This is a genomic window from Streptomyces sp. NPDC020747 (assembly GCF_044334695.1).
In the GTDB taxonomy this organism is placed as follows: Bacteria; Actinomycetota; Actinomycetes; order Streptomycetales; family Streptomycetaceae; genus Streptomyces.
This window is the reverse complement of the sequence record NZ_JBIRTJ010000018.1, coordinates 1-12,462: the sequence shown is the minus strand read 5'-3', so window position 1 is coordinate 12,462 and position 12,462 is coordinate 1. Positions and strand designations below refer to the sequence as shown.

General features: G+C 69.2%; 11 protein-coding genes. 8 read left to right on the top strand and 3 right to left on the bottom strand.

What is annotated here, in order from left to right:
- Positions 1–721: 721 nt before the first annotated feature.
- Both ACH4YP_RS37730 and ACH4YP_RS37725 read left to right on the top strand, forming a co-directional pair.
- Complete coding sequence (locus tag ACH4YP_RS37730; protein ID WP_398495478.1) at positions 722–940, top strand: hypothetical protein; 219 nt, start codon at positions 722–724, stop codon at positions 938–940.
- A 50-nt stretch (positions 941–990) separates the two neighbouring features.
- Positions 991–1,785, top strand: coding sequence for a DUF559 domain-containing protein (locus ACH4YP_RS37725; protein ID WP_398495476.1), 795 nt, complete (start codon positions 991–993; stop codon positions 1,783–1,785).
- A 49-nt stretch (positions 1,786–1,834) separates the two neighbouring features.
- Here ACH4YP_RS37725 and ACH4YP_RS37720 read toward each other — a convergent pair whose 3' ends face one another.
- Positions 1,835–2,236: a hypothetical protein gene (locus ACH4YP_RS37720; protein WP_398495474.1), complete on the bottom strand. Its 402-nt coding sequence runs from the start codon at positions 2,234–2,236 to the stop codon at positions 1,835–1,837.
- Between the two features lie 586 nt (positions 2,237–2,822).
- Between ACH4YP_RS37720 and lnt the strand changes: the two genes are divergently transcribed.
- The 4 genes from lnt (at position 2,823) to ACH4YP_RS37700 (ending at position 7,832) form a co-directional block, all read left to right on the top strand.
- Positions 2,823–4,436 carry an apolipoprotein N-acyltransferase gene (gene lnt / locus ACH4YP_RS37715; RefSeq protein WP_361058977.1) on the top strand — a complete coding sequence of 538 codons (1,614 nt, stop codon included), beginning with the start codon at positions 2,823–2,825 and terminating at the stop codon, positions 4,434–4,436.
- A 77-nt stretch (positions 4,437–4,513) separates the two neighbouring features.
- Positions 4,514–4,987: an NUDIX domain-containing protein gene (locus ACH4YP_RS37710; protein ID WP_361058975.1), complete on the top strand. Its 474-nt coding sequence runs from the start codon at positions 4,514–4,516 to the stop codon at positions 4,985–4,987.
- A gap of 60 nt (positions 4,988–5,047) precedes the next feature.
- Entirely contained in the window at positions 5,048–5,848 is an 801-nt protein-coding gene (locus tag ACH4YP_RS37705) for a 3-hydroxybutyrate dehydrogenase (RefSeq protein ID WP_361058973.1), read from the top strand.
- A gap of 58 nt (positions 5,849–5,906) precedes the next feature.
- Positions 5,907–7,832, top strand: a complete 1,926-nt coding sequence (locus ACH4YP_RS37700) for a helix-turn-helix domain-containing protein (RefSeq protein ID WP_398495472.1) — start codon at positions 5,907–5,909, stop codon at positions 7,830–7,832.
- Positions 7,833–7,907: 75 nt separating this feature from the next.
- Here ACH4YP_RS37700 and ACH4YP_RS37695 read toward each other — a convergent pair whose 3' ends face one another.
- On the bottom strand, positions 7,908–9,305 hold the full coding sequence (locus ACH4YP_RS37695) for an MFS transporter (protein WP_361058969.1): 1,398 nt from the start codon (positions 9,303–9,305) through the stop codon (positions 7,908–7,910).
- Positions 9,306–9,578: 273 nt separating this feature from the next.
- Here ACH4YP_RS37695 and ACH4YP_RS37690 point away from each other — a divergent pair, with 273 nt between their 5' ends.
- The gene (locus ACH4YP_RS37690; RefSeq protein ID WP_398495470.1) at positions 9,579–10,097 is read left to right on the top strand and encodes a DUF1203 domain-containing protein; all 519 of its coding nucleotides are present in this window, start codon (positions 9,579–9,581) and stop codon (positions 10,095–10,097) included.
- Between the two features lie 74 nt (positions 10,098–10,171).
- On the top strand, positions 10,172–11,086 hold the full coding sequence (locus ACH4YP_RS37685) for an IS982 family transposase (RefSeq protein WP_398495468.1): 915 nt from the start codon (positions 10,172–10,174) through the stop codon (positions 11,084–11,086).
- A 639-nt stretch (positions 11,087–11,725) separates the two neighbouring features.
- On the opposite strand, the gene ACH4YP_RS37680 is transcribed toward ACH4YP_RS37685, so the two are convergent.
- A complete protein-coding gene (locus ACH4YP_RS37680; RefSeq protein ID WP_398495466.1) occupies positions 11,726–12,187 on the bottom strand; it encodes a hypothetical protein in 462 nt (153 codons plus the stop codon).
- Positions 12,188–12,462: the final 275 nt, after the last annotated feature.

Here is a 12,462-nt window from a genome sequence, read left to right as displayed (position 1 = left end):
CTGTCCTGGACGGTCCGGGCGAGCGTGTTGGCGTCGGCCTTCGCGCCCTGGATCACGAGATCCTGCGTCGCCTCGTCCACCCACACGGCTGGGCATCCGTGATCTCCGGACTCTGGATCTTTGCCGACGAACCGTAGCTGCATTGCGGGCCTCTCCCTGTGTCGAGCCGGTTGCTGCTTGGTTGCACGGTGAGCCTCACCTGGGCGGAAGAGGTGGTCAAGGGTGCACATGCCCCTCGTGCAACCGTGTGCAACTTCGTGGACCGGCCTATTCACCCCTCCCTACGGTCTGAGGCCAGAGTCACAAGAGCCGGGGAGACAGCCATGGCGGCAGCGGCAGAGACAGATGCGAGCAAGTGGGAGTACGTGACGTACGCGCCCAAAGGCGAGACGTGCCCCGCGTGCATGAAGCCGATCAAGACGCTGGAGCAGGTCCGACGGGGCCACCTTGAACGCGCGTCCGGCGCCCCTGTGGCCGTGTACCGGCACATCGCATGCCCCAAGGGGTGACCCATGCTCTGCACTCCTGCCCCGGCGATGCCTCTGACCATGACTATGGAGTGGCTGCAGAAGCACTCCGCCAAGTCTCCGGCGCCTGACGCGACGGCGAGCAACAAGAGCGCAGGCCCGGAAACGGGACGGTCCACCCGACCGTCCCACGATGCCCCGCCGGAGGCCCCCGTATCCGGTGGGGCCTCTCGCCCGGAGATTCACTGATGGCGATGGACATGCAGACCTACCGGGACGGCCGTAAAGAGGCCACGGACGCGGCGGAGGTGATCCGGGCGGCCCTGGCCGGTCTCGGCCTCCCCGAAAGCGTCTGGGGCAGCGTGCGCCCCATGGTCACCCACAGCGGCAAGCCGTACGTACACCTGGGGATGGTCCGCGCGGACGCGGCGGAGCGGATGGCGGAGGCGATGCGGACTGCCACCCCTACGTAACTCCCTTGCGAGGCTCCCGGGTTGTCAGTGGGTGATGCGACAATCCGACCATGAGTGATGAGCTGGCCTCGCCTGACATGTCCCTCTCCCTGGACGCACCGCAGAACATCGCCCTAGTCAGCGAGTGGCTGCTGGGCACAAGCGCACTACTCATGCAGCACCAGGGGGCCGCGAAGATTGCTGAGCTGATCGCGGACGTGACCTCGCTGGAGATCAGGCTCTGGAACACGCAGTGGGACGAGGAGGGCTACAAGGTCACGCTCGTGGTGGAGCCGAGCCTGCTGCCCCGCTACGACCAGGAAGCGCTGAAAAGCATCGGAGAGGCGATGCAGATGGTGCTCCGGCCAGCAGGCAAGGACGTTGACGAGATCCACGCCCGTCCAGAGATCCCTCGGCTCGCAGCTGGCTGGCGGAAGCAGGTGAAGTCTGTCAACGGTCCGAAGCCCAGCAATCAGGGCCGTAAGCCTCGACTTGCGTCCCGTCACTGGGTTGAGGATCAGCTTTACTTCACGAATCAGTACGAGCTTGAGCTGTACCAGGCTCTCAAGAAGCGGCAGGCCGCTCTGCCGGACAACGAGACGATCGGGATCATGCCGCTTGGTGGGATGCGGGTCTGTAGGCGTGTCCTCGAACCCGATTTCCTGATCACGTATCGGGGACGCGTTGCCGTCATCGAGCTCGACGGCCCGCATCACAGGGACCGCGCCTCCGCCGACCACAGCCGTGACCGGCAGCTCCGGCACGCCGGGGTGAGTTTTGTCGAGCGCCTGAACGTGGAGGAAGTGAACACCCTGGCCGAGGTCGAGAAGTTCGTGGACGACTTCCTGGCGGAGCTCGGGAGGTAGGCCCCGCCTTCGCGTGGACGTTGGTGGACCCCTGAAGGGGGTAGGGGCTTCATCTGGCCGCAATGCGGTCCGCGAGCCGTGGGCTGTGCGGGTAGTCCGGGGCGTTCATTGGCAGGTCTGCGAAGTCGTCTGCAACGAGTTCTCTGCCGAGCCGCGCCTCAAGGCATTCGACGCACATCCATCCGCTGTCAGGCTCAAGTCCGGCGGCGGCCCACACCTGGTCATTAACCATGAACCGCTCGTCGATCTCAAAGATGTCCACTTCGCAGTCGGCGCAGGGGATGATCGGCTGCAGTGCTTCTTGAAGGGCTACCGTCAGTCGAGCCTCCATGTCGGCTCGCCAGTCACTCCGCAGGTGACGCAGCAGTCTAAGTAGCGGCGTGAGATCCTCACCGACAAATCCGAAACGGGTCCACAGCTCCTCCGCCCATTCGCGCTCCTCGTCGCTCACACTCGGCAGGTTCCAATGCATGCTCACTCCAGCAGAGAGGTACTAGCAGCTGGCGGGTGACGGCTATCCCCATCCGACAACGCCGATCGTAAGGTCGGGCTGTCCACTTGAGCGACCGTCGCTTCGCCAAGCCCTGGAGAACGGGGCGGGCCTGGAGACAGCCAGGACACCAGATACCGAGTGACAACCGGCAACGTCTACAACCAACCATGGCCATTTGTGCAGGCCAGAGGCGTTCCCGCCGAGTCGTCGCAGGTAGCCAGAACACGGGATAAGTACTGGTCCTACTGCTGCCTCGGCACCGGCTGTCCGGCCGAGGATGGTCACCCCTGGCCTTGGCTCGCCCCCAGGGCGAGGGCACAGCTGGGGCACATGGCGGCGGGAATTGTCGCGATTGCCTGCGAACTCATGAGAAGCACTGGGGGCCCAACCTCGCAGGTCAAGGCAGTCGCGGGCACCTGACCTGGACGTCCGACGGCAGGGCCGGAAGTTGCGCAGAAACGATGCAGCAGGTGGGAGGGGAGCCCCGGGCAGGTGATCGGGGCCGCGCTGTCGGCGTCGCGACCACCCGCCGTACACTCCGGGGGTGACCGTCACAGCAACCTCCGTAGACGAGCCGGAACAGCTCGAACCGCAGGCCCGGCCCGTTTCGCGCGTGGTCCGGCTGATGCGCCGGTTCGCTCCGGCCGCCACCGCGGCACTCTCCGGAGTGCTGCTCTACGTCAGCTTCCCGCCGCGCACGCTGTGGTGGCTGGCCCTGCCGGCCTTCGCGGTCTTCGGCTGGTTGCTGCGCGGCCGCACCTGGAAGGCGGGCCTCGGTCTCGGCTACCTCTTCGGCCTCGGTTTCCTGCTGCCCCTGCTCGTGTGGACCGGCGTGGAGGTCGGGCCCGGGCCATGGATCGCGCTGGTCGTCATCGAGGCGGTGTACGTCGCGCTCGTCGGCGCCGGCATCGCGGTCGTGTCGAAGCTGCCCGGCTGGCCCCTGTGGGCCGCCGCCCTGTGGATCGCCGGCGAGGCGGCACGCGCGCGTGCCCCGTTCGGCGGCTTTCCCTGGGGCAAGATCGCCTTCGGCCAGGCGGACGGCGTCTTCCTGCCGCTCGCCGCGCTGGGCGGCACCCCCGTACTCGGATTCGCCGTGGTCCTGTGTGGCTTCGGCCTGTACGAGATCGTCTGCCTGGCCGTCGAGACGCGGCGCACCCGTGCCGTACGCCGCGGAGCCGCCGCGGTGGCGCTGCTGAGCTTCCTCCTCCCCGTGCTCGGCGCCTTCGCCGCGCGGCCCCTGGTCAGCGACAAGGCCGAGAACGGCACCGCGACCGTCGCCCTCATCCAGGGCAACGTGCCGCGCGCGGGTCTCGACTTCAACTCCCAGCGGCGCGCGGTCCTCGACTACCACGCCCGGGAGACCGAGCGCCTCGCCGCGCAGGTCGAGGCGGGCAAGGTCGCCCGGCCCGACTTCGTGCTGTGGCCGGAGAACTCCTCCGACATCGACCCGTTCCGCAACCCCGACGCCTACGCCGTGATCGACAAGGCGGCCAAGGAGATCGGCGCGCCCATCTCGGTCGGCGGCGTCGTCGAGAAGAACGGCAAGCTCTACAACGAGCAGATCCTCTGGGACCCGGAGAAGGGTCCCGGCGCCACCTACGACAAGCGGCAGGTCCAGCCTTTCGGCGAGTACCTCCCGATGCGGTCGCTCATCGGAGCCATCAACGACAACTGGACCTCCATGGTCCGCCAGGACTTCAGCCGCGGCACCAAGCCGGGCGTGTTCACCATGGCGGGCACCAAGGTCGGCCTCGCGACCTGCTACGAAGCCGCCTTCGACTGGGCCGTGCGCGACACCGTCACCCATGGCGCGCAGATGATCTCCGTGCCGAGCAACAACGCCACGTTCGACCGCAGCGAGATGACCTACCAGCAGCTCGCGATGTCCCGGATCCGCGCCGTCGAGCACAGCCGTACCGTCACCGTCCCGGTGACCAGTGGTGTCAGTGCCGTGATCATGCCGGACGGGAGGATCACTCAGAAGACCGGCATGTTCGTGGCGGACTCCCTCGTCCAGAAGGTGCCGCTGCGTTCCTCCGAGACGCCCGCCACCCGGGTCGGAATCGCGCCGGAAATGCTCTTGGTGCTGATCGCGGCGGGCGGCCTCGGCTGGGCCGTCACGGCTGCGGTACGCGGACGACGCGCCGGTGACGCGTAGCCGTACGCCCGCAGTGCCCTGCTCGTACGCGTCCTGAATGCGCCGAGCCCGCGAAACCGGGCGGTTAGGGTCGGCCCATGGCTACTCCTGACTTCATTCGTACGATCCGGGCCACCGCCGGCCAACAACTGCTCTGGCTCCCCGGAGTCACCGCCGTCGTCTTCGACGACGACGGCAGAGTGCTGCTGGGGCGCCGGGCCGACACCGGCAAGTGGGCCGTCATCGCCGGAATGACGGACCCGGGGGAGCAGCCCGCGGCCTGCGCCGTGCGGGAGGTGTACGAGGAGACGGGCGTCCGGTGTGTCGCCGAGCGCGTCGTCCTCGTACAGGCCCTCACGCCGACCACGTACCCGAACGGCGACGTCTGCCAGTTCATGGACATCACCATCCGGTGCCGGGCCGTCGGCGGGGAGGCCCGTGTCAACGACGACGAATCGCTGGAGGTCGGCTGGTTCGACGTGGACGCGCTGCCGGAGCTGACCGAGCACGGGCTGTTCCGGATCAAGCAGGCGCTGTCCGACGAGCCCACGTGGTTCGAACCCATGACCTGAGCACGAAGTGTGGGTTGCGGCCACATCGGTCGAGGTGTGGCCGCTGCCTAGGGTCGGGGCATGACCGCGCCCAGCGCCCTCGCAGGCACCCACGCCCCGTCCCTCGACCTCGGCGGCCGTACCGCCCTCGTCACCGGCGCCGCGGGCGGCATCGGTCGCGCCTGCGCACTGCGGCTCGCCGCGGCCGGGGCCAAGGTACGGGCGGTCGACCGGGACGCCGGGGGACTGGACACTCTCACCGAACAGGCCCGCGGCCTCGCGGGCACGGTCCAACCGCACGTCCTCGACCTCACCGACCTGGACGCCGCCGAGTCCGCCGCGGCCGGCACCGACATCCTCGTCAACAATGCCGGGCTCCAACTGGTGCGCCCCATCGAGGAGTTCCCGCCCGACGCCTTCCACACCGTGCTGACCGTGATGCTGGAGGCCCCGTTCCGGCTGATCCGCGGGGCACTGCCGCACATGTACGGGCAGGGCTGGGGCCGCATCGTCAATGTGTCGTCCGTCCACGGTCTCCGCGCCTCCGCCTTCAAGTCGGCGTATGTGGCGGCGAAACACGGTCTGGAGGGCCTCTCCAAGACCGCGGCCCTGGAAGGTGCCCCACACGGAGTCACCTCGAACTGTGTGAACCCCGCCTATGTGCGCACCCCACTGGTCGAGAAGCAGCTCGCCGACCAGGCCGCCGCCCACGGCATCCCCGAGGAGCGGGTGCTCGGCGAGATCCTGCTCCAGGACAGCGCGGTCAAGCGCCTCATCGAACCGGACGAGGTCGCCGAGGCCGTGGCGTACCTGTGCGGCCCGGCCGCGTCCTTCGTCACCGGGACCTCACTGGTCCTCGACGGCGGCTGGACCGCGCACTGAGCATGAGTTGTCCACAGGGCTGGTCACGTTGTCGGTGCGACGGGTAATCCTGGTGCACATGTCTCGCGATCAATCGCAGTCCGCCGAGCGCTCCGAGGTGAGCGCCGAGGCGCCGTTCCTGGAGCTGCTGGCCCGGGGCGCGTCCGCCGACGCGTACGAGCAGCCGGTGCTGCTCGCCCGCGCGGACGGGCTGCCGCCCGACCGGATCGCCGCTCTGGAGCGTGCCAAGCTCCTCGCGCTGCGTGTGCGCTCGGAGTTGGAGGGGCGCCGCAGACGCGAGGCAGAGCTGTCCGCGCTCTTCGAGACGGCTCACGACCTGGCGGGACTGCGGGACCTCGACGCCGTGCTCCAGGCGATCGTGCAGCGCGCCCGCTCCCTGCTGGGCACGGACATCGCGTACCTGAGCCTGAACGACCCGGCCGAGGGCGACACGTACATGAGGGTCACCGAGGGCTCGGTCGCGGCGCGCTTCCAGCAGCTGCGGCTCGGCATGGGCGAGGGCCTCGGCGGACTCGTCGCCCAGACCGCCCGCCCCTATGTCACCGACGACTACTTCCGGGACGACCGCTTCCAGCACACCGCGACCATCGACGCGGGCGTACGGGACGAGGGCCTGGTGGCGATCCTCGGCGTGCCGCTCATGCTCGGGCCGCACGTCATCGGCGTCCTGTTCGCCGCCGACCGCCGGGCGCGGGTCTTCGAGCGGGAACAGATCGCGCTGCTCGGCTCGTTCGCCGCCCTCGCGGCCGCCGCCATCGACACCGCGAACCTGCTCACCGAGACCCGCGAGGCCCTGGCGGACCTGGAGCGCGCCAACGAGATCATCCGCGACCGCAGCGGGGTCATCGAGCGGGCCTCCGACGTCCACGACCGACTGGCCGAACTCGTGCTGCGGGGCGGCGGGGTCCACGACGTGTCGGCCGCGGTCTCCGAGATCCTCGACGGCAGCGTGCGGTTCGCCGACGCGGGCACCGCACCCGGTGATGCCCTGGAGGTGTCACGGGCCGAGGGACACGCCGTCCGGCATCGGGACGACTGGGTCGCGGCCGTGACCGCCGGTGGCGAACTGCTCGGCGCGCTGGTGCTGCGCGGCCATCCGGGGCTCGACCCCGTCGACCAGCGCACTCTGGAGCGGGCGGCCATGGTCACCTCGCTCCTGCTGCTCGCCCGGCGCTCGGCCTCCGAGGCCGAACAGCGCGTCCGCGGTGAGCTGCTGGACGATCTGCTCGACGCGCGGGACCGCGATCCCCGGCTGCTGCGCGAGCGCGCGGCCCGGCTGGACGCCGACCTCGACGACACCCACGTGGTGCTGGCCTCCCGCCTGGACGCCACGGCCGCCGACGCGGACCAGGAGGCCGCCGCCCGCCGCAGACTGTGGTCCGCCGCCTCCCACCTCGCCGCCACCCGGCACGGACTGGCCGCCGCTCGCGACGGCGGCACCGTCCTGCTGCTGCCCCTGAGCCCCGGTGACACCGCGACGGAGCTGGCCCGCCGCACGGCCAAGGAGCTGGGCACCGCCGTGCACGAGGCGGTCACCGTCGGCGCTTCCGCGCCCGTGCAGGACCTCGCCGCCCGCCCGGACACCGTGGCCGAGGCCTACACCGAAGGGCAGCGGTGCCTGGAAGCGCTGCGGCTGCTCGGCCGCACCGGGGACGGCGCCGCCGCGGAGGACTTCGGGTTCCTGGGGCTGCTGCTCGCCGGCAGCAGGGACATCTCCGGCTTCGTCGAGCGCACCATCGGCCAGGTCGTCACGTACGACGAGAAGCGCGGCACCGATCTCCTGCACACCCTCGACGCGTACTTCGCCTGCGGCATGAGCCCCGCGCGCACCAAGGACGAGCTGCACGTCCACGTCAACACGGTCGCGCAGCGCCTGGAGCGGGTGGGCCGACTGCTCGGCTCCGACTGGCAGAGCCCGGCCCGGGCGCTGGAGATCCAACTCGCCCTGCGGCTCCACCGGTTGACGTCCGCAGGGCAGCACTGAACCCCACATGCGGGTGGCCCCCGTACGCACGGGCGACGGGGGCCGGTCCGGGGCCACCGGCTCAGACCGGACGAGTCAGACCGTACGGGCGTCCGCGGTGCGGGCGGACGCTTTCGCCGCCTCTGCCTCGGGGCCGGCGTCGGCCTCCACGTCCGCGAGGTCGCGGTGCCGGGTCTCCTTCGCCACGCCCACCGCGATCAGCGTCAGCACGACCGCCCCGATCACGTACAGGGAGATCGGCGTGGAGCTGTCGTAGTCCGCGAGGAGTGCCGTCGCGATGAGCGGTGCGGGCGCGCCCGCGGCGACCGACGCGAACTGCGCGCCGATCGAGGCGCCGGAGTAGCGCATGCGCGTCGCGAACATCTCCGAGAAGAAGGCGGCCTGCGGCGCGTACATCGCCCCGTGCAGGACCAGGCCCACGGTCACGGCGAGGATCAGGTTCCCGAAACTCCCGGTGTCGATGAGCGAGAAGAACGGGAACATCCACAGACCGATACCGGCCGCGCCCAGCAGATACACCGGACGGCGGCCCACGCGGTCGGACAGCGCGCCCCACAGTGGGATGACCGCGAAGTGGACGGCGGAGGCGATGAGCACCGCGTTCAGCGCGGTCTGCTTGGACAGACCGGCCGAGGTGGTGGCGTACACGAGGATGAAGGCCGTGATCACGTAGTAGCTGATGTTCTCCGCCATGCGCGCGCCCATGGCGATCAGGACGTCCCGCCAGTGGTGGCGAAGCACGGACACCAGCGGCAGCTTCTCGGGGGCACCGTCCTGGGTCGCCTTGCGCGCCTCTGCCTGTGCGAGGGCCGCCTTGAAGACAGGCGATTCATCGACAGACAGACGAATCCACAAACCGACGATCACCAGCACACCCGACAGCAGGAACGGAACGCGCCAGCCCCACGAGGTGAAGGCGGCGTCCGACAGCACGGCGGTCAGCAGCGACAGCACGCCCGTCGCCAGCAACTGCCCGGCGGGCGCCCCGGTCTGCGGCCAAGAAGCCCAGAACCCGCGCCGCCGCGCGTCCCCGTGCTCCGACACGAGCAGCACCGCGCCGCCCCACTCCCCGCCCAGCGCGAAGCCCTGCACCAGGCGCAGCACGGTCAGCAGCACCGGCGCCGCCGTGCCGACGGTCGCGTGCGTGGGCAGCAGCCCGATCGCGAAGGTCGCCCCGCCCATCAGCAGCAGACTCAGGACCAGCAGCTTCTTACGCCCGAGCCGGTCGCCGTAGTGCCCGAACACCAGCGCCCCGAGCGGCCGCGCGGCGAATCCCACCGCGTACGTCAGGAACGACAGCAACGTGCCGACGAGCGGGTCGGAGCCCGGGAAGAACAGCTTGTTGAAGACGAGCGCGGCGGCTGATCCGTACAGGAAGAAGTCGTACCACTCGATGGTGGTGCCGATGAGACTCGCGGCGACGATGCGCTTGAGGCTGGCTGGGGGTGGGGGAGCGGTTGCGGGGGAGGACATCGGCACCACTTCCAGGCGGTTGGCGGGGACGCTTTCGTGTCGCCACACCGTAGGAAGGCACAGGTCAAGGGCACATGTGGTGGCACACCATAGTTCTGGCTGTGGGCATGAGCGCGGCCACCATGGGGCGCTATAGGCGGGGGTCGCCCATCCCTAGATGATCGATTCCAAGGGGTCGGCGCGCGTAGGCGGCCTGCGTTCAGCGGGGGTGCGCCCCAACGTGACGTCCGTTTCCTGCCAGCAACCGCCCGTGTGTCGATCCAGCATGGGCACATGACCAGATACACCGTGCTCCCCGTTGACGCAGCCGTCCTGAAGGAACTGCGGATTGTCGACGACGCGGGCCGTCCCTGCGCCTCGTACATCGCGACCGGCGATGACGCGGGCTCGCCGCTGCGCTGCTGCCTGCGCCCCATCACGCTCGGCGAGCGGATCGCCCTGGTTTCGTACGCCCCGTTGCGTCGCTGGGCCGCTACGAGGGGTGCAGATCCGGGCGCGTACGACGAACAAGGTCCCGTCTTCATCCATGCCGATGACTGCGGCGGGTTCACCCCCGGCGAGAACTACCCCTTCGCCCGGCCGGGCGCACTGCGTACCGTGCGCTGCTATGACGCCCGGGGCCATATCGCAGGTGGCCGCCTTCTGGAGATTGCGGCCGACGCCACGACTGGCTTCGATGCAGCCTTCGACGATGCGTTCAACGATCCGTACGTGGTGCTCCTACACGTCAGGGCACTGGAATACGGATGCTTCCACTTCGAGGTGCGACGGCCCTCCGCCAAGGAGCAGTAGCAGCCGTACCACCTGGATGATCGGCCTCGAGGGATCGGCTGCGCACATGGGACGAGGGCGTCCAACGTCAGTGTGTGAAGACAGAGTTGGACACCCTCGCAACCGCACTCTATGTGAAGACCGACGACCTGCTGAAGGCGTCTCCGCATCTCGCGCCATGGCGGCCGGCCGTGGGAATCGCCCCGCAGCTCACGGACGCCGAACTGGTCACACTGGCGATGATGCAGGCCATGCTCGGCTTCACCTCCGAGGCCAGGTGGCTCCGCCACGCCGGTTCCCACCTGGGGCATCTCTTCCCGTACCTGCCCAAGCAGCCCGGCTACAACAAGCGGCTGCGCAAAAGTGCCGACCTGCTTCGCCGGGTCACCCGCCTGCTGGCCACCGACACCTCCGTGTGGAGCGACGACGTGTGGATCGTGGACTCCACACCGGTGGAATGCGGCCGTTCACGCGAGACCGTCAAACGCTCCGACCTGGCCGGATGGGCCGAGTACGGGTACTGCGCCAGTCACAGCCGCTTCTTCTGGGGCCTGCGGCTGCACCTGGTGTGCACCCTCCAGGGCCTGCCCGTCGCCTTCGCGTTGACCGGCGCCAAGGCCGACGAGCGCGAGACCCTGCTGGACCTCCTCGCCGCCGAACCCGGCCTCGTCGCCGACCGGCCCGCCCAGACGCTGATCGGCGACAGAAACTACTTCGGACGCGGCTTCGAGCACGAACTGGCCGAGCAGGACATCCGGCTGCTGCGGCCGGCCCGCAAGGGCGAGCCGGAGCGGCCCGGAGCACCCCTGTTCAAGCCGTTGCGGCAGGTCATCGAGTCGGTCAACGAGACCTTCAAAGGCCAACTCGACCTCGAACAGCACCGAGGACGCACGCCCGGCGGTGTCATCGCCCGTGTCATGCAGCGAATCCTCGCGCTGACCACCGCGATCTGGCACAACGACCACACCGGACAGCCCGTCCTGCGCTCACTGACCGCCTACGACCACTAGGAGGATCGCCGCATGTCGGCTACCTGGCCGAGGCCAATTAGCGTCCGGCCGTCCAGCCGCTGACGAGGGCGGCCTGCGATATGGGACAGCCCGATGTGGGAGGACTTTCTTTACGTCTATCAAGACGGCCCGCAACGGGCCGCACGCGCCGCCGCCTGGGCGCGCGCCGGCCGCTGCCGCTGTCGCTCTGCGGCCGTCACGCCTGACGCCCGGCGGCTGGCGCGGACAGCGGGGAGCCCGGAGGGCCGCCGCAAAACGACAGACCGTTGACGAGTGGTTTGGTGGGCCGGCAGCCGGCCGGGCCGCGCGGCCAGCAACCCGCGCGGCGTGAGGGAGCAGATGCCGGCCGCGTCGGCGAGCTGGCGGCGGTCGCGGGGTTGCGGTTAGGGCCTCCGGCGGGGGCGCTCCGGCTCCAGGATGGCCGGGGCTGCGCCAGCGGGTCACGTCCGTGGGTGGTTGCGGTAGGCCATCCCGCCTGCCATCGACCCGGGCAAGCCGAGCAGACCCCCGCCCGACCCGCCAGCGTTCGAACGTGCGTCAAGGTCCGCTTGACGTGGCGGGCCGGGCGGCGGCCCGCTCCCCAAGAGGGCGGGCCGACGGCAGACGGGATGGCAAAACTAAGCCGAGTGAGCTAATTTCCTACGCGTAGACTCGGGAGTAGTTCGTAGGGTCGGAGCAATCCTGAAGGCCGTCCGTCCCGATGGCGCAGACGGTGATCCGCACCCGCGCGACGGCCTTCAGCCCGTTCGGGTCACCGATGCTGAAGTTGTAGCTAAGTTGCGCACTGTTATCTTGCCCAGACGCAGTTCTCGTGGTCGAGTTCATCTTGACGCCGTTCCCGTCATAGACCTCGAAGTACACCGTGGTGTGATCTACCCAAACTTCCTCGATGAACTTAGAAGTAACGACATACCCCTGGAGGCCGACCGAGCGGTTGAACCAGGTGATAGTGCCGCCGGCGTAGTCGCCGTAAACGCTGGGGGCGGCGACCTGGTAGTTGCTCGTCGGGTAGGCCGCCTGAGCAGGCGCTGCGAAGGTCAGGGAAGCCGCCGCAGCGGCAAGAGCTGAAGCCCCAACCTTTGCCACCTTGCTGTCGCGCACTCTCGTCATGATCACGCGGTTCCTCACGTTGATTGCTACGGCTGCGCAGCGCCTGTTGAGCGTGGGGGATCGATATGTCTCTACGTGCGCCCCTCGACCGTACATGATCTTCTATCTGGTAGCAGTCCCATCGGTCGGTCCCCGGGGGCGGCATAGGACTCGGGCCGTCGTAGGCCGATCGCTAGTGCTGTGACCGTGTTGGTTCGCCGGGTTTGTCAGGCTGCGGTGGTGAGGGGGCGTCCGCCCCAGCGGATGCCTTTCTCGCTGCGGATGCG